The sequence below is a fragment of the Nocardia sp. NPDC003963 genome (genome assembly GCF_053605105.1).
This window is the reverse complement of record NZ_JBSGIP010000006.1, coordinates 130,782-154,293: the sequence shown is the minus strand read 5'-3', so window position 1 is coordinate 154,293 and position 23,512 is coordinate 130,782. Positions and strand designations below refer to the sequence as shown.

Sequence of the window (23,512 nt, the reverse complement as noted above, 5' to 3'; positions counted from 1 at the left end):
GGCGTCGTCCAAGATTGGACGATAGACGGGCTGTTGGTCCGGCTGGTCTGGCCTCTGGCAGGGAACAAGGGGCCTGACATGGAAGCCGCGGCTCGCTTGGATCCGCCGGCGCCACTCCTGTATGCCATCAGCACAAAGCTCGACGAGCGTCGTTCGACGAGATACGGGAAGACCGGTCCCATACTTGATGTCTTCAGCCCTACCGGTACGTTGACTGGGTCAGTGCAGTGGGTTGATTTGGCTCTCGTGCTGGGAGGTCGAGCTCCGTACTGGCCGACCAACCTCCGGGTTGCCGAGGCGATGCGCTTCTGGCGGGCCGGAGACCCGCCGGTAAGGGTTACGCCGGTATTGCCGACGGAAGTAGCCCTTGTCAGGGAGCTTGCCGCACGGATGATCGCGGGAAGCGATGCTCATAGAACTCTGGAGTACCTGGTATACGCTGTCGAGCGCCAGGCGGCCTTTCGCGCTGGGTTCGATGGTCGCACCGCACTCGGTTCGGGCGGTGCTGACCGGCTTGAGTTGGCGGCAATTCCGTCGAGGAAACCGGTTCTCCCCCTTCTCAACAAAGCAACGCGCCGGGCCGGTTGGTTGGAGATACTTTCGATGGCAGATCCTCTCGCCCGTAGTGTTATCAGCTTCTACATGATCCATCTCGGAGGATGGGACTTGCCTCTGCCCTCCACTGAAGCCGCAGGGATGCGCCCCGGCAAACCGCCTTTCGGTAAGTGACTCTTGCTGCGCCACAACGGTTTTACCACAGTTTTCGTGCATTATGGTGTGCCGCGGAAAATCAGTCCGTGACGCGGGATAGGTGAGGGGGGAAATGAGCGGTGTCATTACGGCGATTGCATCTCCACAACGACCAGCTACTGCTGAGTGGCAGCCGCTCCCATTCGGTCACCGAACCAGCATCCACGCGGGACTTTGGAGGGTTGTCGTCTCCGGCATGGTTCAGGTAGCTCTCTACTTCCAGGAGCGCATCACACTCGCCCACTACGATAACGGCCATGCCCGGGTACTGCCGTTCGATGAGGTCCAGTGTCCTGGATCCATACCCGACGACCGCAGTTCCTTTGCCATTTGTCGAAAGGGTCGGCGTTTCGGGACGACGACCCAGCGCCGCAATCGGTCCACGGTCCTGCCCCCCTGCCCGATCGTCATTCGGTGCCGGAATCTGGACAGTCAAGCCCAACTGGTCAGCGATTAACTCGGCCGTTTGCAAGGCGCCACACCTCGTGGTCGCATACACGGCTCTGATCTGCGCTGCACAGGGCTCGAGCGCGAGCTTCGCCGCCAATGCTTCGGACTGCTGAATTCCGCGAGCTGTCAACCACCAAAAGTTCGGGTCATCAGAGCGAGCACCGTCAGCACTGCACGCTGTTTCACCGTGGCATATGAGCAGAAACTTCACAACCCGCCGCTGGCCTCCGCCCACACTGGTTGTTGCCGCGATAGCGTCCCCAGCATATCCAGTCACGGCCATAGCGCCTCGCATGGCAGCCGAGGCAGTGAAAGACTGGTCAGAACATGGATACTCACATGCGCCAGACCCTGAGCCGCCGCCGATTCTGCAAATGCCTCAGCAACGGATGCCGGCGTCCTAAAATGCAACGCAGCCCGGGGGAACAGATCGAATCGCACCGTCACCTGAACCTCTGGATCCCAAGTAGCATGCGGTGGCGCAGATAACTTCGCACGACTGTGCTTAACCGACGGCATAGGACAACTCCTCACTGGCGAGGCACGGAATCGCCCCGCAGCGACCGGACGACAGCGCAGGCGCCGGTGCCGATAGCGGCCAGGTTTGGCGGTCTTTGCGCACCTACCGCCGCTCCGCCTCTCGGGGCAGTCGGCGATGCCTCAGGATGAATACGGTGGCTCGGGAACGCGGAGTTGATCCACTTCATGTGTTCAGAATGGGCCGGACCTGGGGCATGCGGAACGTAGCAGCTAGTAACACCGTAAGGCGGAACGTTGTAGCGTGAGGTAGTGATCGACCCACCCCGAACTACCGTGCAGTCAAGCGAGGTGATCTATGAAGCCTCGCCGTGGTTGAAGGTGTCGAAACACCGAATTACCACACCGGACTTGACGCAGCGTAGTCATCACGCTGTCACACTCAACCCTGTCGCGATGGTCACCGTTGTCGATCAGCACGGCCGCGCATTGCTTCTGCGACGCCATCGTTGGATCGTCGGTCAAGTGGGCCTAGAGGCCCCTGGAGGGATTGTCGAGGCCGGCGAAGAGCCAGGTGCATGCGCAAGGCGCGAACTGCGCGAAGAGACCGGTTTCGAAGTCGGCGAGATGGTCTTGGTCGCGGATCTTGAGCCAATGCCTGGCCTGGTCAGGACACGACACTGGGTTTTTGTTGGCACGGGGCCGCGCCGAGTCGGCCCTCCCACCGACGCGGAGGAGGCAGCCCACCTGATGTGGGTGCCGCTGACTGACTCAGCACGCCTTTTAGCGGACGGAGAGCTGCTGGGAGTCGGTACTGCTATCGGCCTATTGACAGCTGCACAACTGTACGGCAGCCTACATCGCTTGAGCTCTCCGGGTCAGCAACTGATAACGCTTCCTGAGCCGTACTGAACCCACCTGTGATATCTGCTTCTCGGCCTTCTGTAACCGTTGCCGCACTTCGTCGGCCTGCCTGCAGTTAACCGCTGCCTCGGCGAGGTCCAGGTACTGACCGGCGCGCGCACGAGCGAAGTCGGGTGGCAATTCTTGCAGCGCTGTAGCAGAAATCATGCCGGCGGTCGGGTCACGAAGCCGAGCCAATATATGACCTGTCCACCGGCTCAGGTGTGCAGGTGAGTGGATGATGAATGGGATATCGGCGTGCTCGGCAACGGTCGCGCGCTTCATCCACAGCTCCGCGCGTCTCAACGACCGGTAAGCTGTCTCTTCCTCGCCGCGACAGTGCGAAGCAACTTGCGCTTGGGTAGCGGCCAGCCAGGAACGGAGTAGGGGAGGCAGCTGTGACAGCTCACTTGCCGCGTGCGCGCGCTTGAGTCCTAGTTCGGCGTCTCCTATCTCGGCGAGCATGATGCTGTGTTCGCCCATCGCATGCGCGATGAGCGCGGAGTCCTTGGATTCTTCTGCCGCTTGCCAGGATTGCAAGTAAAGTGCGTTGGCGGAGCGAATGTCACCGAGGTCTAATGCCTGCCAGGCCGCCAACGCTGCCGTGTCCGACTCTGCGCGCGCCAGCAATCTCCGATCAGCGCCCGAAGACTCCTGTCGCCGCCGAGCCAACTTCGAGACGAATTCAGAGGTCTTCGGCCGTGCGGCGCGGGCGCCGAACGCGCGATCGACCGCGCGGAGCCGGTTTGTGATATTCAGCAGCGCATCAGCGAGTGCACCGTCACCTGAAGAGGGACCCACCGCTGACTCGTCTGTCCGTATCGAGGTCTCTTCTCCTGCGGCGGCCTCACGACAAGGCAGGTGCAGCGCTGCACACAGTAGATGCCCGTTGAACTCGTCAGGGCGACAATGGCCGTTCTCCCACCGCGAGACCATGACTCGCAAGCTCTCCGCGCCCGGCATATGGAAGCCACGCTGCGCTGCAAGGGCCCGTAGCTCGGCGATCAGCCTTGTTTGGGACCAGCCAAGCTCATCACGAGCTTCCTTGATCTCCCGGCCATTGATCACACCGCCTCCTGGCTTCTCGACCTAAAATCTCGAACCAATTCGCTCTTCTCGACCACGTCACAGCTGGGTCGACATCGACTCTGTCGTGGTACCTTTCGCTCGCAACCCTATCGCGGTTACCGTGGTTCCGTAACTGCAACACAGTTACCGGGATTCATGGGCCGCGAGGGTTACGTGGAACTGGTGCCCGACCCGCTGGAGAGCCCATGGAGACGCGAACCGCCAACGCCCGAAGGCTTCTCCTGGGGCGCGAGATCGACTACATGATCCGGACTCGCGGTATCAGTCAGACGGAGGCAGGAAGGATCATCGAGGTTGGCCAGCAGCGGATCAACGCCATCGTCCAGGGGATCGGCACCATCTCCGTAGGGGACCTGAAAGAACTAGCGCGTGGGCTGGGTTTCGACAATGAAGAATACCTGGCAAGCCTGCTAGAGCTGCGCCGCGACAACCACAGGCGCGGGTTTTGGAGTACAGGGCATCGCCGCGGATACTTGTCCGAACTCCGCTTATACGTCGATCTGGAGTGCCAGGCCGAGAGCCTGAGAGAGACTGCTTCCGAGATAATACCCGGTCTCCTCCAACACCCTGACTACATCTGGGCATTGCACAGCTCGTCCGAGCAGATACCTCCCGATGGTATGTCCAAAGCCCACGACTACGTAGAGGCTCGGATTGCCCGACAGTCGGCAATGACCGAGCGAGCTACCAAGTATCACGCGATCTTGTCAGAATCTTGCCTCCGCCGGACCTATGGCAGCACTGCTGTGATGTGCACCCAGCTCAACCACCTAATCGAACTGTCCCGGAGGGACAACGTCCACCTCCAAGTCATGCCGTTCAGCCATGCCCTGCCGCGAGCTGGAATGGAGGACCGGTTCGTCTTACTCCGGGTCCCGTCGCCCGGGCGGGCCGGCGCGCTGGATATGGCAATAGTGGAAGCACAGGGGGAGATTCGCTATATCGACGACAAGGATGCGATAGATAGACGTGAACGGGTCTTCGCGCGCCTCAGCGGCGCAGCCTTGTCGCAGAGCGCATCTCGTGCCTTCATGCACAAAATCGTTTCTGACACAGCCTGTTTAGAACCGGTCTGCGATTGAGTCGCACCGGCGCTAACGAGCCGATTCAAAACTGATCACAGCCGCTGAGAATACCCGCCTGACATCCCGCCACACTTAGAGCCGGATGACCTCCCCCGGAAAGGACCACACCTTGCTATCGACGTTGCGTATAAGTCATTTCCGCAAATCATCCGCGAGCTCACCGGAGGGGGGTGCATGCGTTCGGGTCGGTCGAGCTGGGGCAGAGACGGTGCTGTGGGACGACAAGCTGGCGCCTCCATCCGCGAAGCCTGAAACATCCGTGCCACCGAATCAATGCCTCTATTTCCCACACCACGAGTTCGACGAATTCATCGCCGGTCTTCATGATGTCGACAGGGCTCCTACCTGTTTGAAGATCGAGCATATCGGCGACAAGCTATACCAATTCAGTGCTGCAGATCCCGACCGCCAACCATACCCAAAAGTCCGACTCCTGTTCACCGAAGAGGAACTCCATGCATTTTTACTCGGCGCGCAGCGCGGCGAATTCGATAGGGTGGCTTTCACAACCTGAAGACTTGACGAGGGGGAGATGAACAGGAATGCCAATGCCTCACAACGACGCCGGGGCGAGTCCAGTTCCCACTCACGCGGCTCCGAACCAGGCTCTGGTCGGACGAAGTGGCGAGTTGGAGCAGATAAAGGGCTGGCTTCACGAGGGCCGAGCCCGCCTGATCACGCTCCACGGCGCAGGGGGGATGGGCAAGACCCGTCTAGCTGCAGGTGCCATCCGCGAGTTCATCTCCGAAGTCGATCGCAGTGTTCATGCTCATAACGTATGGCTGGCCAGATTGGTCGCAGGCGTAGATCCAGCCGAGGTGGAGCAAGAAACAGCGCGCGAGGTGATCGGTTCCGACTTCTCGGCCACTGCTGCGAAGGACGCTCTCGTCGAGCACCTTGTACGACGCGCAAGGCAAGAGCAGGGGAGTAGCCGCACAGTGATCCTGATGGACAACTGCGAGCACGTACTCGCCCCTGTCAAGGCCTTGGTTGGCACGCTTCTCGACACCGATCCGACCATCACCATAGTTGCCACCAGCCGAGCACCGATTGGCTGGCTCGACGAGCATCTTCTCGAAGTTTCGCCTCTCCAGCCGAGGCATGCCCTGTCGCTCTTCCGGCAGCGTGCAGAACTTGTTGGCTACCCTGTGGTGGGCCCGACGCAATCAAAGCTTGCTGCCGAGATCTGCAGCCACATCGACTGCAGCCCCCTCTTCATCCAGCTTGCTGCTGCACGCCTGCGCCGCCAGCCACTCATCTCCTTGCTCAAAGGCCTCACTGGTCGACCTTCCGACGACGCAAGAATGGGTTGGTCGCACGGCAGCCAAATCGGTGCTGACGAAAGGCACAGTGGTGTTGTCGATGTCCTAACTTGGTCGTTCGACCTTTGCACACCAAAAGAGCAGCTGCTCCTAGAGAGGATGTCGGTGTTCGCGGCCGGCCACGATACGGGGCAGACGGGAGGTGCAGACAGGGAGTCTGAAGTGGGCGCGGAGCTTCACGCGATCCGGGCCGTATGTAGCGACCCGAATGTCGTTGCCGAGAAGCCCACGGACGAACATGATCAACACCTCACCAGCGAGGAGATCGAGCCTCTACTAGAAGGCCTTGCCGACCATTCACTGATCTCAATCCATCTTTCCTCCACCACCGCTCGGTACTATCTGCTGGAAAGCGTTAGGGTGTTTGCGTCACGCCAGCTGGGAGTGAGACGGGGCGCATCGGCCCAGGAGCTTTCGCAACGACACCTCTACTATTACCGCGACGAGGTAACTTACGCGGCGCGCCGCTGGTTCGGCTCGGCCGAGCAGGAAGTGCTGGCTTGGGCACGCGCAGCCTGGGACAATATTCTAACGGCCATCGAGACAAGCACCACACAGCATGGCGATGCAGAGGCTGGCCTTGAGCTGTGCCTTGGACTGGTGGCGCTGCGCGTTCCGTTCGTCCGCGGCACGATGCGAGACATCCGGCGCTGGACCGAGGGATGTCTCGAAGCAAGCCGTAGAGCTGGGGGACCTATTGAACTCCATGTGACAGCTACGGCGGTCATGGCGTGGCTCGCAGTCAGACAGGGCGAGACCGCGGATGCAGAGAGGCTCATGGACGAATGCGTGGCCGCACAATCGTTGAGCAGTGCCACACAGGAAACCTGGAGAGACAATCCCAATATCGACCATGGTTTCCCACCGCACTTCGAACTCGCTTGGGGCACGGCGTTATTCATGGCAAAGCAGGAACCTAGTGCTATACACGTGCTGACCCGCGCACGCGATAAGTTCGCCCGAAGCGGCGAGTCAGGCAGCACAATGTTCGCCGGCATGTTCGCCGGCATGGCGGCGGCCCTGCTCGGAACGAACGAACAAGCATTCGAGATCGCTGGCCGATGCCTCGATGAGGCCACCCAGGCTGGAGCACCATGGGCGAAGTCGTGGGCTCAACTGAGCTGGGCGATCACCGAGATCAAACACGGTAACCCCGCAGAAGCGGCAGGCATCCTTCGCTCGGCGCTGGAGCAGCAGATGACTGTTGGTGATCAGTGGGGCATGACGTGGTCAGTAGAGCTGCGAACCTGGGCCCTAGCTTATCTCATACGACAAGGACGGCCCGACGTCCGAGAAGTATACCGACCGAGAGCTATCGAAATAGCCCACCTTGCCGGCGGAGTCAAGACACTTCGGCGTAGCCTTGGTATCAACATCGCGGCTATGGGTACATTCGCCGTCGAATCGAACAAAGCAACCGCTATAGCCCGACGGATACTCGGGCCAGCCGACTTTCAGGCCGCGGAAACCCGCGGCGGTCAACTCAGCCCGGAATTCCACCAAGTCCAACGGCTTGCGCTGGGTGCACCGATCGACGACCTGGCGCCCAGCTTCCCCTGGAATGCATTGACCCCAGCAGAGGAGATGGTTGCGGTTCTGGCGGCCGCAGGGCTTCCCACTTCGTCGATCGCCTCTCTACGAGAAAGATCTGGCAGGACTATTGAGACCCAATTGGCTCGAGTCTTCAAGAAGCTGAAGATCGCCGACCGACACGAAATCGTCGCCCACATACCGGATGGTCGTATCGAGGAGCTCAACAAAGAGAGACAAATTCCTGCACATGCCATCCAGAAGCTGGCAGCAATGTTCGAGTCTCGAACCAGTCTCTCTCCATGGGTGGGATAGTTGTATGCGCACATCCCATCCGGCCTAGCCTAGTGAAAATCAAGGGGAGCGGTGGCCGGTCGGATCTGTCCGAGCGGCTTGCGTCTGCTGGCGGAGCGGGGTGATGCTGGGCGGCGTCGGCTACAGGCGTGCCAAGGCCGCTCTTCGGCTCAGCTTCCTTCTTCCATCCTGAGTCAAGCGGTCGAACACGACTATCTACTAGTGAGGGCGACGTGGCCGAGCACACCGCGCCTGTGGCGCTACCTGTGACCCTTCGGCCAAGGCATGGCCGAAGCGCTCTGTCGTGGCACGACCAAGGATTCCGGACAGTTCGTGTGATGAATGCGCGGGTTCGTCTCCGCCGATCGGTGACCCCGCGCACGTTAACAGGAGAAACACCCGCTGAGGGCAGCCTGCCCGCGATGAAGACCGGCGCGCCTCACGGATGAAGGCTATAGTTCTCGACCGAGCTGACGAGAGGGGTGCATGAATCCGGCTATAGCCGTGGCGTTTTCATCAATGTGAGGCGGCGCGGCTTTCCTCGGCTCCACAGCCTTTCGACCGGTGTGGGACAACCGAAAGCCATGTCGCCGCCCATCTCAACACCGTCCAGGAGCAACGTAGTTGTGACGGTGTGAGCAGCTCCAACCCGTGCGCGGTTCGAGCCTTGTCCAATCGTCTGGAGTTCTATCTTGACCACACAGCCTTCAATACCCTCCTTGACCGGTCCGATTTCGTTCCAGGAAACGAGCCGGTATCCTCTCTACACCCCGGAGTTCGCTGCCAATCCACACGACGCCTACAGGGCAATGCGGCGCGCCTACCCGTCGTTGGTCCCGGTAGACTTGGCGCCAGGAGTGCCGGCAATGCTGGTGATCAGCCATTCAACCGCGGTGAAGATCCTCAACGATCCAGACCATTTCCCTTCTGACCCTCGAGAATGGCAGGCCACCGCGCCCAAAGACACACCCGTCCGAGCGATGATGGAGTGGTACCCAGCCGCCCGATACAACACCGGCGCCGAGCACGCTCGTTACCGGGGGGCCTCCGTCTACAGTATTGACGGAGTCGATATGCCCAGTGTGATGCCAATGATCGAACGCGCCGCCATCCCGCTGGTTAATCAGTTCTGCGAGACCGGCTCCGCTGACTTGATGGGTGATTACGCGTTTCCGCTGGTACTGGAGGTCCTCAATTCTATATGTGGTTGTCCAGCAGATATCGGGGAACGGGTCGTACAGGGCATGGCGCTGCGATTCGACCAGGGCACCACGGCTTCAGCGCAAGCGGGCATGGCGATACTCAAGGACGCGTTGATGGAGCTAATCCACCTCAAACGAGTCAGCCCTGGTAAGGACGCCACCTCGCGGCTCGTTGACCACGACTCCAACCTCGACGACTTCGAGGTCTTCGCTCAGTTGATGTCGTTCTACGGTGCCGGCTTCGAACTACAGAGGAACTTGATCGTCAACACCTTGAAGATGATGCTCACTGACTCTCGGTACACCGGCTACGAAGACAACCTCGGCGGAAATCTGTCAACCCAAACCGCGCTCGACGAGATGTTGTTCAACGACCCACCGATGGCGAACTTCTGCACCACCTATCCGCGCCAACCCACACCCATTGACGGCGCTTGGCTGCCAGCTCATCAACCCGTCGTCATCAGCCTTGCAGCCTGCAACAACGACCCTTCAATCCGTAGTGCCAACCTTGATCCGGGCGGTGCGCATATAGGCAACCGGTCACACCTCGCATGGAGCGTCGGACCGCACGCCTGCCCCGCGAAGCCTCTGGCGTATCTGATCGCGCAGCAGGCCATCGACGAACTGCTCACCGCGATCCCTGATATGTCGGTTGCCGTACCTGCCTATGACTTGAAGTGGCGGCCAGGGCCATTCACCCGCGGCCTGGTGGCATTGCCAGTCACTTTTGACCCGCTGCCACCCATGATCATCCAAGACAAGTAAGTCCGAAGCCCGGTCAGTGATCGTAGGCGATCAGAGACCGGGTGATCGGGACTCCGGTGAGGTTGTTGTGCCAGATCGCGGCGGCCATCGTGAGGTTGCGCTGATCGACCCGGATTACGACGCCAGCGAAGCTGCGCGGCCACCTTGGTCTTCCAGGACGAGCTGCCCTGTCAGGATGTCGTTTACCGACTCGATCAGCTGCCGCACCTTCTTCAGCATCGGTTCTCCGTCACGCCGCTTCTCCTGTTTGCAGGCCGGGCGCAGCAGCGTAATCCCGCAGTCAGCCTGACCGGTCCCCGACGATGCGATCAACCCGGTAGTAGAGCCGGGGTGGTTCGCCCGGATTCAGTTGATGTTGCAACCCACGGGTGGTGGGTGTGGGTGCTTCCGACGCCGAAACCGTAGGCAGGGGGCCCGGCCCTGGGCAAGCCGAGCAAAACACCCGTCACCACAAGTCGGAGCCCATGAACTCGCGCCGCTGTCCACTGACAACTCCGCGGCCCGTGCCCACTTCAGATATGCGCAGGTAGAAGCAGAAAACCATGCCGCAGTGTGGCCGCCAAGCCCAGGGTGAGGGGAGCGTGGATGATTCATCAGATGAGATATGCACGCCTTCGGTTGACGTAATCTATGTTATCGGCAGGATTTCGGTGGATTCGATTGATGGTTGCGTGGTCGTCTTGTTGTCGAAAATCTCCCCTGCGCTTGGCCACTCGCGACGAAGCCTGGCCGTGGTCGAACGCGACGTCGCGGCGCTATCCGAACCCGGCTGCCAGCATCAAGAACCTCGCCAGAACCCCTGCCCCAATTCGTCACAGTGATGAATCAGGGCAGGGTGGGCGGCTAGTCGCGCTTGCGGCGGAACGAACCCTCGATGTCCTTGGACCGACCAGTGGCGGTGCTTATACGTCCACGGGGTTTCTCAATGTGCCGATGGTGGCGATCCTGCATGTGGGGTCCAACCGGCCGGAATCCGGCGCTAGCCGGAACGACTTCGCGCCTGACCAGGCGGTTTTGGTGGGCGCCGAAACCCTGAAATCCGGCGCTAACGGGTTGCCGCAGATAAGTGCCGACAGTAGGTCTGGTGCTGAACTGGGCGAATGTTCCCGCCAAGGGGTGCCAACTCCGCGAATTATCTGCGATAGATGGCTTACCGTCGGATTCCGGCCGTTTGGCCCCCTCGCGCCGAGCGGCACCGTGTTGTCGATATCGAGGTTGACGAGCCGCACCCCCTCGACCTCAGCCAGCGCGCGAGCGTAGCTGTGCAACAGGCCCGTTCGCCGATCCGCTACGAGGCCGAAGCGAGCCAGCTGCACCCGGCCGACGGCGGGGTGGACGGCGGATAGGTGATACGGCAGACCGAATCCGTCGATGCGGCAATCAGTGGAGCGGATGCGGGTCAGCTGGGTCGCGCGGATGCCCAGTTTCCGCATGGCGCGTAGCCGTTTCGCCTTCGCGGCGGTTGCGAGCCATGACCGCGCCGCCCTCGACCGTGCTACCCGATGAAGCTTCCCGTCGAATGTGTTGTATGCGCGTCGCTTTCAGCTCACACGTGCGATGTTCTGCTGGGCAATAAGGTGATACGGCTGTGCGTCCTCAAGCAGGCTGCGCACTGCACGTTCCCGCATGCCGACCTGCGTCGCGATCTCCGTCGCTTCAAGGCCTCGATGGAACGCCAGATGCAAGATCTTGGCAACCTGGCCGGAGTCACGAGTGGTGTTCTCGCACAGTTCGTTTGCGACCTGCGCCCATTGGTCTGCACCTGCTCCTTCCGAATCGACAGCAGACTCGGTTGCCAGTTCTGCCTTCGGAGCAGACAGTTCCGGGGCGTGCTCGGCGAGGTGTTCCTGACTCGATGGGCTAGCGTCGAACTCGTAGCCGGGGAGCGAAATCACCTGCGCTTCGGCCTCGATGTCGGAATGACCCGACTCCTCGATGTCAGGCTGGTGCTGGTTGCTGGCCTCTTCGGTCTTGATGGCGGCCGCGGTGTGCGGCAGGGAAAGCAGGGCGATGGTTGCGCCCGCGATGGAACCATCGACCAAGACCGAGTACAGCCACGCGAATGTGGCGTCGATGCCAGCCATCATGGCCAGTTCGGTCATTGCGGCGAAGGACAGCACGAACCCGCCGATGCCCAGCAGCAGGATGATCGCGACGATGAAGATGCGTGAGAGCCAGCCGTACTTCGAAGGTGCCTGAAGCAAAAGCGCGAGGCCGTGAGTATGGACCAGGAGCGCGATTGGTACCAGTGCGGCCAATCCTGCGGCTGCGAGTGGTGGCAGCAGGGTGACCGTCATACCAGCCTTTGGGTGCAGGAGCTCCGGCGGCGCAGCGTCCACACGCAGGTAGGCGTGGATGGCATTGCCGATGACGCTGACGCCGGCCGAACATCCGAGCACCCACCACCAGAATTTTCGTGCCTTGTCCAGCGATTCCTGCACGGGATCTGGTCGCCTCTGCGGCAGGGTGTGCGGGCGTTCGGTTGCTCTGTGGTGGTTAGGTGGGAGGGACTGATTGGAAATGGTCATTTGAACCCCCGAAAGTGGCGTTTCTAGGTGAATCCTGCGGCAGTACAGGGTGATTGGGTGTCTGAGGCGAAGTTAGCTGCAGCGGAATAGATTCCGTGGCCGGACTTGATGAAGTGCGACCACCGCAGAAGCCACACGAGACGCTCGTTATTCCATTGGAATAGTTGGGCGACCGCGCCGGCCTCGGCGCAATTGGTCGTGGGGTTCCCAGTCGTCCCCTTTGTGGATACGCCTGAGGTGGTCGATGTGTCGGTTGAGCGCAGACTCGGTCAGGTCCCGAAGGGTGAATGTTGGGCTCGCGACCTTCTTCATGCCGTTGACCGTGCCGTAAGACCGATTGCGGATGGTGGCGTCAATCCAAGATTGAAAGGCCTTTCCGACCGCGCGGCCGGTGGGATCGACGCCGCCGCGTTCGATCTGGGTCGAGGGAGTCCACGGACGCCCCTTGTTGTAGTGAAGTTCCAGGTCCGAACAGTAGGCGACGAGCGCCTCTTCGAGTAGCTGCCTTGTGCTGTAGGTGTTTTCGACGTTGTCTTGCATACCGATGACCACGCCAACGACATCTCGATAGAGGTCGGGTGAGATGTCGCTTTGGAGGTGCACCAGCCCTCTACGGTCGGAGCTGGCGCGTGACTCCTCTGCTTGATCCTCGGGTCGGGTCAAATCTTGACCGCTCCTTGCTCCACCATCCAGTCGATAACTGCTTCCTGGTCAGCAGTCACTCCCTCGTCGGGTGCGTAGGTCAGGAGCGGCTCCGCCTTCCGGAAGGCTTCGGCGGCGAATACGGCTTCCCGGATCGGCGGGGTAACCAGGTGCCCACGAGCGTCATTGGTTCGCAACGCTGTCAGCATCTGGTCGTAAAAGGCCCCTTGGTTCTTGTTACGGGTGCGAATCGGAATCAGCGCCCGGACCTCCACGCCGGGGTAGAAAGTAGCGACTTCCTCGACCAGATTGAACGCGTTGTTCAGATGCTTGCCCATACCCTTCTCGTCAGGGGTGGCAACAAGGATGACGCCAGACTTCCCATGCATGTTGCCGCCACGGGAGGCCCATTCCATTCCTAGGTAGGTCATCGTTGTCTTGAAGCCGGACAGGTCCATGATCTCAAGGTCGGGAATCTGGTCGTCCGGCAAGTCGGCGTCGAGCGACTCGTATGCGGCCATAACCTTCTTGGCACCTATTCCGGCGGGAAGCTGGTCCATCTTTTTGATCGCTTCGGCCAAGTTGGATCCCGTGGAACCAATTCCTGATGGCATCACGGTTATCCGGCTCATCCATTCGATCGCGCTGCCGTCGGCGTAGCCCGGACCGAAGCCACCGATTTCTTCGGCTTCCTCGTCTGTCTCCCGGAGCAACGGCTGCTCAATCTCCCGCAGAGAAGGCGCGCGCTTACCCTGCGGAGCTGACGGGTCGTCGACTACCGCCTCCTCCCCCAGCACGTCAGAGAGTACGAGCGGCGCATCTTCGTAGCGCATGAGTCGGCTTCCGTCACCTTGGTCGTCGCCATCGTGGTAGCGGATCTCCTTCCCACGTTTCGCCAACACGCATGCCAGGCCGGTCGCAGCAGTGGTCTTGCCTGTGGATCCGCCAATTCCTAAGAAGACGAGCCGTGTCGGGGTTTTGGTTGTGCCCATGAGCACTACTCCGTTCCGCTGAGTCGAGCTTTGTCGTAGTCGGTGAGCGAATACACGCCCAACGTCGTGAGTCGCTGAACGTGACGCTGGATCAGGAGTGGCCATGGCCCGTTCGTGGCGTACTTCTTTCGAGCCGCTTCAGCCTCCAGCACGCTGAGTGCCCGCGTTAGCGCCGTCTTGTGAACGTCAGTCCTGGAACCGGTCAACAGAAGGCTTTCGATGGCTATGGGGGTCATCTCCGTGCCTGTCTCGGACGTGAACAGTTCACCCGCGTCAACGTCATCGAGCCAAGACATCCCGACGAACAGAAAGGCATCAGCGAGCACATCGACGATCGTGGGGGCATCGCAGTTGGTGACAACCTGACGCATCGCAGCTACACGCTCATGGTGCGAAGTCGCCGCAGCGCTGAGAGCCTTCTCAACCTCTTCGCGAGTCCGCGGTGGCGTGGCGGGCGCGGCCAGCTCTGGCTTCGTCACATCTGGGGCATCAGGCTCATGACTCATTCCATTGGAATATTCCGCAGGAGCCTCTGGAGCGACGTCTCCTGATATTCCATTGGAATAATTTGGGTCCGGCTCAGGTGACTCGGACGCATCAGCGTCTGCGTCACCGCGGACCCTGTGGCGAGGTGCCGGCGGATCCGAGTAGTAGGTAATGCGTCCTGTCGGAGCAACTACGACACCGGCCAACTCCCCCGCCTTACGGACTTCGTCGATTTCGTTGTCCATAAGCTGGTGACGCCATCCGTCAGCACCGAAACGTTCCACTGGGTCAATTTCCCCGACGCCATCAGCTTTCAGGGCCGCGCGGGCAGCGGCAACCGCAGCAGCCTTCTCCGCTTCCATGTTCACGCGGTTGATTGCCGCGCGAAGCGCCGCCGACGTCGACTCCTGGGAAGTGCGATCCTCTTCAGGCAGCGAATCGATCGCCTCCATGAAGGTCTGCTCGCGAAGTTCCGCTGGCAGGCTGAGTAACTGGCGGCTGGCGTGGGGGCTGACATGGCTCTTATGGACGGCGAGCTGAGCCGCCTTGGGCAACTTCAACAGCTGCAGCGACTTACTGACCGTCGACTGTTGGGACCCGACAAGGGCACCGATGTCGGCTTGACTCACCCCCCGGAGCTTCTTCACCCGCGCATAGCCTTCAGCCTCCTCAATCGGAGTAAGCCGCAAGGCGTGGATGTTGGAGGACAGAAAGATCTCGGCGAGGGTCGCCGGATCTGCAAGGTCGTTGCGGAGGATATAGGGCAGGTCCTCCAAACCGGCGAGACGGGAAGCGCCATGGCGGCGGTGGCCGTCGATGAAGATGACCTGTGGGTGCGCGCCGGGCTCGACTTCGCCGCGCTCCGCGGCCTGACGGTCCAGCTCGTCGAGCTGGGGCTCGATGTCCGGATCAAGGCGGACAATCTCCGCGCGCTCGGCGGCGATGACGGGCGCGAGGACGCCGTGGATCTTGAGATTCTCGGCGAGCGGACGAAGCTCGTCTTCGTCGTACGATCGATGATCCGGGTTGTGCGGGTATCCGCCGAACGCACTCAGCGGAAGTCGAGGCAAGCTCGCCACTTCCGCTGCGGTCATCGCGGCGGCTTGTTTCCGGGCTTCGTCGATCAACCCGGCGCTTGCGCCGATAGTGGGGCTCACAGCCCTACGCGTGGACTGGGGCACTGTGGCTGTCGCGGCACTTCCTGCGGCACCCCTGCGGCGGCCCATAACACCTCCTGTTGTTGGGCATCTCTCGGATACCACCGAGATTGTTAGAATACTATAGTTAATGAATTCCCACCAGAATTACTTGGAGCCAGTGGATGGCGAGGAGTCGCATCATTCGTTTCCGCTGGGCAGAGTCACCAATGGGAGTTCCCCCGCGCCTAGCGTGCCAGTCCCCCGGCCTATGAACTCGGTCGGTTGACGGCCGGAGGCATCGAAGTGGACTGCGCAGCAGTGGGGGTCGAGAGCAAGCATGCCACACCTACGCGATAACGGCAGCACGACATGCCGACTCGGCGAATATTCCAATGGAATATCTCTGCGCCAAGCCGGACCCGGATGGTACCGCGACCGCACGGAGTGTTAGGGGGGGCAGCCAAAGGACTATTCCAATGGAATAACTGAGCTGACGTGGCAGCCTCGTCGGTCTGACGCCGCACTATCGATCCTGCGAATTATTCCATTGGAATAGTTGCCCGGCCTGCCCTCCGGGCAGTCTGCGCAGACGCGACCCGGACCTGCAATCATGGGCGATGTCACTAGTGCCCGTGGCCGGGGCGCAACGGCGAGCAGTGCGGCCCACCGTCGGCACACCGCGACGGGGCACGTAGCGGGGTCGCCGGTGGCGGGCAGTACGGCCAGCGGCACCGGCACGACCTCGCGGCCGTCGCGCCGGATCAGGCTGCCGATGATGACGGCGTGGTCATCGATGTGGACGTCGCGCTGGGGGAGTGTCGCGATCTGCCGCCAGGACCGCCCGCGGCGGCAAGGAGCAGGATCGCCGCGTCGCGGCGGCCGGACAGTCTGGCGGTCCAGCCGTCGACGGGCAGCCGGGGAAGGATGGTGCCGACACGGGCGCGGAGGTCGGCCATGCGCTCGGCGCGACCAGGTTTCGTGCCGACGCGAGGATTGAGGATCTGGCGCACGGCCTCCGCCGTGCCGGGTTCGGGGTAGGGGAGGCCGATGAGGGGGTCGTGGCTGCGGCGGTGGGCGGCGTTGATGGCGCCGACCCGGGCACGCTGTGTCGCGATCCGGGCGAGGTTCGCGGTGATCTACGCGACCACGACCGCCGCATCGGTGGGAAGCACGGGATACCGTTTGGCGTGGCCCAGCGGGCGAACTGCCGCCATTCACGGGCACGTTCGCCGGCCATGCCAGGCACGAGGGGGATCGCCATAAGCCACTGCGCGCGTCGCAGCTGCGCTGTTCGAGGTGCCGGTCGTAACGCTGAGCTGTCTTAACGCTTCTCCAGCCTCCGGCGGCCATCACCTCGCTGTCGCTGGCGCCGTCGTAGTACATACGGATGGCGCGACCAGCACGGAGGCTGTGCCCGCGGGCGGCGACGCCGACAGCCGCGAAGCGAGGGACGATGATGTGATCGGCGATCCCATGGCCGGTGATCGAGTTGGGGGAGTAGGGAATTCCGCCGAGCGGGCGAGACAGCGGTCGGAAGACCGCCATCGCCGCGTGCTCGGACTCGGCCCACGCGCAACCACAGCGATGGCTGTGGGGATCCTGTTCTGCCGGATTGTCGAGCAGCTCCTGGACGGCGATCGAGACCACGTCGGCAATCCGGTGAAGGTCGGAAGCCCGGCCGGGGTGGGTGCGGCGCTGGCGCCCCGCTCGGTGTCGGCGGCGTCGATCACTGCGAGCCAGCGCAGCAGCGCGCACCATGGGCAGCACACAGGGCACCGTCGCTGCTGCCGCGGCGGACGGGCCGGTGGGTGACCTGGTGCGGGTGGTCTTGGTTCCGCGCAGCCGAACCTGCAGCCGGAGGTCGCCGTCGTGGTGAGGGACAAGGGTGAGGTCCGATTTGCAAAGTCTCGCGAGTTCGCTGCGGCGGCCGGTATTGGCCCAGCCGAGCAGCAGGACCGCGATGTCGCGGCGGACGGCGATCTGCTCGCGCCAGGTGACGGCGGTGGTGCGCGCTGCGGTCACGGCGCGGCGCAAGTCCTCCAGACTCACGGCCGGGGCCCGGTTCTCGGTCTCTCCGGCCTCGGTGCGGGTGGCGCGGATGCTGGTGGTGATGAGCTTGGCCACCGCGGGGTCCTGCGTGGGGTCGGGCAGGCTGGCATCGATGTGGGCGCGGCCGATCGCGGCCCGGCATACCGCTATCGTGCCCACGGTCACCGGCGCCCCGGTGCGCCGAGGAACCGCTGCACCGTCGTCACCGAGCCGGGCCAGGCCGGGTACCCCTTGGCCACGCACCAGTCGGTGAAGAACCGGCGGCCCTGGTCGTAGACGCGGCGGGTCGAGGCGGCGTCGGCGGCCGCCAGCGTTGGATTGATTTGCTGTCGCATGGTGGGATCGGCACGAGGGGGCCAAACCGTTAGCGCCGGATCTCAGGGTTTCGGCGCCACCAAAACCGCCTGGTCAGGCGCGAAGTCGTTCCGGCTAACGCCGGATTCCGGCCGGTTGGACCCCACATGCCGGTACAGTGTGGCTCAAGCTTGCCCTGTTCCATATCCACGATTGAACCGTGCGGCCGCTTCGAGCGGCCCTGATCTCGCGCAGCCGGCGTGCCCTGCCATCAAATCTTCTCGCCCGAACAACACTCCCGCCCGGAACAGTTCCGGGTCTGCGGTTCCTGGACGATGTACGGTGTACCGCCCGAATGTGGCACTGTGAAATCCATGAAGCACCCGCTCCGAAATATTGCCCCGCGCCGCGGGTTTCGCCTGCGCGCAGCCGCAACCGCCGCCGTCCTCGCCTGCGCCGCGGTGGCCGCTGCGGGGTGCGGGGCACCGAAATCGGAGACCATGAAGACCGGTGACTGCGGCTACTTCACGGAAGGGAACCGGTCCTGGGACCTGCAGCACCGTGCCTGCAACGACCCCGAAGCCGCACTGGTCATCGTGCGCGGAGCCGCCAAAGAACGGTGCCCTGACCCTTCTTACAGCTGGACCTCCAGCGGAAAACCGGGAAAGAACATGCATGTCTGCACCCACGTCAATGCCCAGATCGGTGACTGCTTCAATGACCCGGAATACAACCACTTCCATCTCGACCGTTTGCGGAAAGTACCGTGTGCGCCGGGGGCCTACCAGGTGAATGCGCGAGTTGAGAAAGACGAATACGGCATCTGTGACGATGCGATCGCCAAGTATGCGGAGACTACCGCGATCCGGCACCAACATCCGCCGATATCGTTCTGTCTGAATCGCATCGACGCCTGACTCAGTCCGACCAGACGATCCTCCGAACCGAGACGCAAGATCGCCGGCGCGAGACTAGACCCTACCGATCTGCAACGCCGCGGTATCGGATGCCGGTCCCTGCACGAAGCACTCGACACGATCACCCCCGGCCGAGACGTTGGTCGCGGCACTGGCCGAGTTCCTCCGCGAGATCATCGTCGACGGCGCCCACGAGGTCCTGGCTGCGGCCGTCGAATGGTCCAGCACGCTGTGCTCGGCTCAGGGTGTACCTGGTTGGGCAGAGTAATATCGCCGTCGTGTCGTCGGCTCCCTGACCCAGGCGGTCACCGTCAGATTCCGGTGCATCGCCGACGCCTCCACGGGCAGAGTGTCGGGCCTGGCCATACCGTGTTCTCACCAGCCGTCATCGATGCCTTCCAGCTCGGTGTCGGTGTCCGCCCAGGTGAAATCTATCTGGGCGTGGGACACGAGAGCGGTGGCCTGGCGTGTGAGGTCGGCCTCGAAGTCGTCGAGCCAGCGATACCCACTGGAGACGACCGGATACGCAGAGTGCGCGCGGACGAACAGATCCGGTCCGTTCTCTCCCAACGTGACGGACACCTGCTGAGCCAAATCCAGGCTCTCGAGTATGTCGGTCAGCAGCCTTGCCATCGCGGCGCGTTCGCCCTCGTTTTTCATCTCCCGAATGGTGAGTGCGAGTTCGATATTCACGGACACGGTGCCGACCGTAGTGCGGACCACCGACAAGCCACCGCGGATGGCGGCGGGCGTCGGCTGGTCGGCTGAGGGCGACCAGGCCTTCGAGGAGCGTCGCCGGATGCATCCGGGAATGCGATTCGCGAGGTGACGGTCAAGATCCGGCCGGATATCGGCCCGCAGGAATCAGGAGAGCCGACTGCTGGGTGCGCCGCTCGTCAATCTCGACCTGCCCGCTTCGCGAGTCTGGTCGCCGACAGTCGAGAGCCGCATAGAGCCCTGCTACCTCTGAATGAGTCGCATCGTCACGCATGCCGGACGCAGCACGCCCCACACTCCGTCGCTGGGGAGCAACTGTGTGTCCGTGCTCGGGGAATGGGGGAGAATGTCAGTCCGTGTTTTCGGGGAGTCTGATGGCGTCCCAGGGGACCCACTGGCGGACCGAGATTGTTGCCGTGCCTGATCTGGTGCTGAGATCTACCGCTACCTCGGCCATCCACTCGAGGTTCCGGCCGAAGGCGAAAAGGCACCACGCGTACTGCGTGCCCTCGATCCAGTCTTGGTCCAGGCGCGTGTTGAGGGCGATAGCGCGCTGGCCGAGCGTTGGTGGGCCCTCACGGTGAGCCGGCCGCGCGGGGAGTGTCCATATCCTGCGAGGGTCGATGTAGACCTTGCGGGGCCGGTGCAGCCACCGGACCGGCGAGTATTCGCCTTCGGTCATCCGGTGCGCTCCGTGATCACCGTGAGGTGGTTCTGGGCGTCGACGGCGCTGGTAGCCCATTCCGTGCGGTGGTGCGGCCCGGGTCTGAGTGTGAGGCTTGTTTCCCACGGACGGTGTATCCGACGACCTGATGTCTGGACGTCGAGGTGGATCTCGCGCACACGACCGCGTCCCTCACCGAGGCCGGTGTAGCCGGTCACTTGAGCCTGGAGTTTCACATCAGCGCTGATCGCGCCGGGGCTGGTGACGATGAGAACCGCCTGCTGACTGCGGACCCGCGAGACTACTGCGCGGGTGCGGGCGGGTGTTGCAGACCCGGGTGCATCGAGTACGACGAGCCCGATCCCGTCGAGTAGAACAGCCGCGGTCGCCACGGGGTCGGGGCCCGGGTCGCGAATGTGGGCGAGCCGGTCGAGTCGGCCGCCCAGCTCGGCGACGGCGAGTAGTCCGAGTCCGGGGGTGCCCAGGACTGCTGCCCATCGTCCGGTTTCGGTGACCGCGGCGAGCAGTCCGAGCAGTAGGTACCTGCTACCGCTGCATTCGAGTACAGTGCCGGCTTCCATGCCGCCTCCTGGCAGTACTTGTCCGAGCTGGCCGGTGAGCCGGGTGGCGATGTCGGCTGTGGGTGTCGTTCCGGGATCCGGCGGACACTGCGATTCAACGGCGCCGACGCGGCTGGGGATCGCTGCCATCTTGGCTCGGAGTTCAGCGATCGTGTCTGCACCTTTTGCAGGTGAAGCCGTGGATGAAGGCGCGCCCTCGGCTGCCTCATCACCCTCGCCAACCATCCCGATATCGAACATTTGTTCGATATCATGCCATGCCGCAGCCTCCCGGATCGATAGGCTCTGCGAGATAAGCGCCCGCTACCGGACGATGACAGGGCAGATGTCGTGACATCGCCTATTTTCGCTGTTCCGGTCACCACGAAATGCCTTGCGTGTATGTCCGCCTCCCGCCACAGGATCGCTGGCGCACCGTTGGTATGTATCGATTATCATTTTGGTATGGCAAAGACGAAGAAGGTGACCGTCACGGTCCCTAAAGACGTCGCCGCTACCCTCGAGGGCTGGACGAAGAGCGGGAGTATCCCATCTGTTTCGGCGTACGTCTCCGAGTCGGTCCAGCAGCGAATGTCACGTGACACTTCGCTGCAGAAGCTCGAGACAGCTTTCGGGCGCCGACCCGACCCCGGCATGATCGATGCCGTAGTCCGGCGGATGACTGGCCGATCCGAGGCCAGCCCCGGCGCTGCCTGATGCCCGCAATGATCAGCGGCTACGTCCTGGACGTGGCCGCACTCGTCGGTGCCTGTACGCGCGAGCCCTACCCAGAAGCCGTTGTCTGGGGAATCGTCCAGGAAGACGGAGTCATCGCGATTCCCGCCGCGGTATTGGCTGAAGCCCACGCCGATATCCCGCCGTCGCAGCACGACGTACTGGCGGTCATCCTCGACCTCCCCAACACCGTGGTGGTCGGCTTGGACCGTGATGCAGCCCGCCGCTGTGGAACGTTGCTCACGCGCTTGGATGCCGCTGATCGAGCACGCGTATCCGCCGCCCAGGCGACAGCGGAGGGCGTCGGCCGAAGGTGGCCGATCGCTACCGGGCGTGCCGAACTGCTCTCCCGTATGGACCCAACCGTCGACGCCGACACAATGCCCTAAGCCAGGCGAGCACGCGGCTGACTAATATCTCCGCTCAACTACGAGGGTTCGCCGCGGGGTTCCGGTCACACTCAGTGGGCACGGCCTCGGGATCGGTGGGCCGTTGTGAATCAACGGCGCCGACACGCGCCACAGCCTTGGGTCGCTTATGGCCCGGGTTCGCGACCCGTCAGACGGATGTGGTGGGCAGCTGGGCCTCTTCCACTCTGCGGTCGCGCAGGCCACGCCATACCGGGTTCCGTAAGGCAGTTCCTGTGAACTCGCGATATTCCACTTCGCCGACAAGGTAGGGGCGGAGCCATGTCGAAGCGGCAGCCACCGGCGGGGGAGGTGGTGTGTCCAGTGGGCATTCGGTGATAGCGAGCCGGTCGATCAAGGGTTGGAGGGTACGCCGTTCCGCGGCGCTGAGGCCGCTGCCGACGCAGCCGGCGTAGGTCAACATGCCATTGGAATATCCGGCCACGATCAATGAACGCCAGTCGTGGCCGGAGTTTCGGCTTCGCAGGGTTCCCACCACGGCCAAGTCCGCCGCACGCCTGATGGTCCGTTTGATCCATCGCCGGGACCGGCCGCCGGTGTAGATCGAGTCCGGGGCTTTGCCGACCAGACCTTCCATCCCGGCGTCCGCTGCCACCTGGAGCATTCTCTCCGCCGGAACATCGAGGTAGTGCGGGGGAGTGCTGACCGCGGTGCTCGACAGCTCCATCGCCATCAGCTGCTCTCGACGGGCGAGATACGGCATGTGAGTCAGATCCGTGGCCCCGAGTGTGAGCAGGTCGAACACGATGAGCTGGGCGGGGAACCTGGTGAGCAGAGATCGCGAGGGCTTGTTGACATGGAGTCGGTGTTGCAGCCGCTGGAATCGTGGCACCCCGGACCGGTCGGCAACGACGATCTCACCGTCCAACACCATCTTCCGGTTCGGTGCCAGCTCGAGCACAGCCTCAGCAAGCTCGGGAAAGATCTCGGTGATCTCATGGCGAGAACGCGCGAAAATCCTGCACGAACCATCGGTGATCTGGATCGCCGTTCTCGCGCCGTCCCACTTCCATTCCAACGCGAAGCCGTCCGGAGGCTCACCAGGAGAAGCCAACATCGGCCACACCGAAGGCAGGGACACGCAGTGAGCATACGGTTGGCACATCTGCTATTACTGGAAATAATCGGCGCTGTCCTGCAAATTTATCTATTCCTTGCCGCACAGGAAGCCATCCGCCGACCGTTTAGGACCAAGTAGTTATCACACGGCGGCACGACCGGCCAGCCAGAAGGCCGCGTCGACCAGCGCACCTTGCCACGGATCGGAGTCCGGCGCCTGGACAGGGACGAAGAAGGTCCTGTTCGGACCGTGGAAGGCATCATTTTGATTGCTTCTGATCTTCAACGCATCATCTTGATGTCCTATCAAAATGATGCGCCGAGGCCCGTGAACAGCCGCGGCGGTCGCCGACCTCGGGCCGGGACGGCTCGAACCGGCGGCCACGTTAGGTGCGTGCAGTGCTCCCACACACGGAAGCGGCCGAATATCTC

The 23,512-nt window shown here is 62.5% G+C and carries 19 protein-coding genes and 2 pseudogenes; 8 read left to right on the top strand and 13 right to left on the bottom strand.

All coding sequences use genetic code 11. The features are described 5' to 3' along the window. Positions 1–790: 790 nt before the first annotated feature. Positions 791–1,483, bottom strand: a complete 693-nt coding sequence (locus ACWEWT_RS15520; protein WP_452559428.1) for a histidine phosphatase family protein — start codon at positions 1,481–1,483, stop codon at positions 791–793. Between the two features lie 650 nt (positions 1,484–2,133). On the opposite strand from ACWEWT_RS15520, the gene ACWEWT_RS15515 reads away from it, so the two are divergent. After that, the gene (locus tag ACWEWT_RS15515) at positions 2,134–2,589 is read left to right on the top strand and encodes an NUDIX hydrolase (RefSeq protein WP_452559497.1); all 456 of its coding nucleotides are present in this window, start codon (positions 2,134–2,136) and stop codon (positions 2,587–2,589) included. On the opposite strand, the gene ACWEWT_RS15510 is transcribed toward ACWEWT_RS15515, so the two are convergent. Beyond that, the gene (locus ACWEWT_RS15510) at positions 2,533–3,648 is read right to left on the bottom strand and encodes a hypothetical protein (protein ID WP_452559426.1); all 1,116 of its coding nucleotides are present in this window, start codon (positions 3,646–3,648) and stop codon (positions 2,533–2,535) included. The genes ACWEWT_RS15515 and ACWEWT_RS15510 overlap by 57 nt on opposite strands. A gap of 206 nt (positions 3,649–3,854) precedes the next feature. Here ACWEWT_RS15510 and ACWEWT_RS15505 point away from each other — a divergent pair, with 206 nt between their 5' ends. The 4 genes from ACWEWT_RS15505 to ACWEWT_RS15490 all read left to right on the top strand — a co-directional run bounded on the left by ACWEWT_RS15505 (position 3,855) and on the right by ACWEWT_RS15490 (position 9,870). Next, positions 3,855–4,751, top strand: coding sequence for a helix-turn-helix domain-containing protein (locus ACWEWT_RS15505; protein WP_452559424.1), 897 nt, complete (start codon positions 3,855–3,857; stop codon positions 4,749–4,751). Between the two features lie 211 nt (positions 4,752–4,962). Further along, entirely contained in the window at positions 4,963–5,268 is a 306-nt protein-coding gene (locus ACWEWT_RS15500; RefSeq protein ID WP_452559422.1) for a hypothetical protein, read from the top strand. A gap of 34 nt (positions 5,269–5,302) precedes the next feature. Further along, positions 5,303–7,921, top strand: coding sequence for an ATP-binding protein (locus ACWEWT_RS15495; RefSeq protein WP_452559420.1), 2,619 nt, complete (start codon positions 5,303–5,305; stop codon positions 7,919–7,921). An 845-nt stretch (positions 7,922–8,766) separates the two neighbouring features. Continuing rightward, positions 8,767–9,870 (top strand): cytochrome P450, encoded by a 1,104-nt coding sequence (locus tag ACWEWT_RS15490; RefSeq protein WP_452559418.1) that lies wholly within the window; start codon positions 8,767–8,769, stop codon positions 9,868–9,870. Between the two features lie 13 nt (positions 9,871–9,883). Here the strand turns inward: ACWEWT_RS15490 and ACWEWT_RS15485 are convergent. The 7 genes and pseudogenes from ACWEWT_RS15485 to ACWEWT_RS15455 form a co-directional block, all read right to left on the bottom strand. After that, a pseudogene (locus tag ACWEWT_RS15485) lies at positions 9,884–10,155 on the bottom strand (IS982 family transposase); the annotation flags it as partial. A gap of 617 nt (positions 10,156–10,772) precedes the next feature. Further along, a pseudogene (locus ACWEWT_RS15480) lies at positions 10,773–11,312 on the bottom strand (DegT/DnrJ/EryC1/StrS family aminotransferase); the annotation flags it as partial. A 99-nt stretch (positions 11,313–11,411) separates the two neighbouring features. After that, complete coding sequence (locus tag ACWEWT_RS15475) at positions 11,412–12,311, bottom strand: DUF2637 domain-containing protein (protein WP_452559416.1); 900 nt, start codon at positions 12,309–12,311, stop codon at positions 11,412–11,414. A gap of 234 nt (positions 12,312–12,545) precedes the next feature. Continuing rightward, positions 12,546–13,061 carry a hypothetical protein gene (locus ACWEWT_RS15470; RefSeq protein WP_452559415.1) on the bottom strand — a complete coding sequence of 172 codons (516 nt, stop codon included), beginning with the start codon at positions 13,059–13,061 and terminating at the stop codon, positions 12,546–12,548. Beyond that, entirely contained in the window at positions 13,058–14,032 is a 975-nt protein-coding gene (locus ACWEWT_RS15465) for a nucleotide-binding protein (protein WP_452559413.1), read from the bottom strand. Before ACWEWT_RS15465 ends, ACWEWT_RS15470 begins: the two co-directional genes overlap by 4 nt. 5 nt (positions 14,033–14,037) lie before the next feature. Continuing rightward, on the bottom strand, positions 14,038–15,675 hold the full coding sequence (locus ACWEWT_RS15460) for a ParB/RepB/Spo0J family partition protein (protein WP_452559412.1): 1,638 nt from the start codon (positions 15,673–15,675) through the stop codon (positions 14,038–14,040). A 2,192-nt stretch (positions 15,676–17,867) separates the two neighbouring features. Beyond that, a complete protein-coding gene (locus ACWEWT_RS15455; protein ID WP_452559411.1) occupies positions 17,868–18,041 on the bottom strand; it encodes a hypothetical protein in 174 nt (57 codons plus the stop codon). Between the two features lie 324 nt (positions 18,042–18,365). Between ACWEWT_RS15455 and ACWEWT_RS15450 the strand changes: the two genes are divergently transcribed. Then, a complete protein-coding gene (locus tag ACWEWT_RS15450; protein WP_452559409.1) occupies positions 18,366–18,917 on the top strand; it encodes a hypothetical protein in 552 nt (183 codons plus the stop codon). Positions 18,918–19,292: 375 nt separating this feature from the next. Here the strand turns inward: ACWEWT_RS15450 and ACWEWT_RS15445 are convergent, their stop codons facing one another. Both ACWEWT_RS15445 and ACWEWT_RS15440 read right to left on the bottom strand, forming a co-directional pair. After that, a complete protein-coding gene (locus ACWEWT_RS15445; protein WP_452559408.1) occupies positions 19,293–19,616 on the bottom strand; it encodes a hypothetical protein in 324 nt (107 codons plus the stop codon). Positions 19,617–20,312: 696 nt separating this feature from the next. Next, positions 20,313–20,879: a hypothetical protein gene (locus tag ACWEWT_RS15440; protein ID WP_452559407.1), complete on the bottom strand. Its 567-nt coding sequence runs from the start codon at positions 20,877–20,879 to the stop codon at positions 20,313–20,315. 444 nt (positions 20,880–21,323) lie between these two features. Here ACWEWT_RS15440 and ACWEWT_RS15435 point away from each other — a divergent pair, with 444 nt between their 5' ends. Continuing rightward, entirely contained in the window at positions 21,324–21,575 is a 252-nt protein-coding gene (locus ACWEWT_RS15435) for a hypothetical protein (RefSeq protein WP_452559406.1), read from the top strand. Next, positions 21,575–21,982, top strand: coding sequence for a hypothetical protein (locus ACWEWT_RS15430; RefSeq protein WP_452559404.1), 408 nt, complete (start codon positions 21,575–21,577; stop codon positions 21,980–21,982). The genes ACWEWT_RS15435 and ACWEWT_RS15430 overlap by 1 nt, the downstream gene beginning before the upstream one ends. 169 nt (positions 21,983–22,151) lie before the next feature. On the opposite strand, the gene ACWEWT_RS15425 is transcribed toward ACWEWT_RS15430, so the two are convergent. Both ACWEWT_RS15425 and ACWEWT_RS15420 read right to left on the bottom strand, forming a co-directional pair. Then, positions 22,152–23,102 carry an ATP-dependent DNA ligase gene (locus ACWEWT_RS15425; RefSeq protein ID WP_452559403.1) on the bottom strand — a complete coding sequence of 317 codons (951 nt, stop codon included), beginning with the start codon at positions 23,100–23,102 and terminating at the stop codon, positions 22,152–22,154. A 120-nt stretch (positions 23,103–23,222) separates the two neighbouring features. Further along, on the bottom strand, positions 23,223–23,366 hold the full coding sequence (locus ACWEWT_RS15420; RefSeq protein ID WP_452559401.1) for a hypothetical protein: 144 nt from the start codon (positions 23,364–23,366) through the stop codon (positions 23,223–23,225). Positions 23,367–23,512 lie beyond the last annotated feature (146 nt).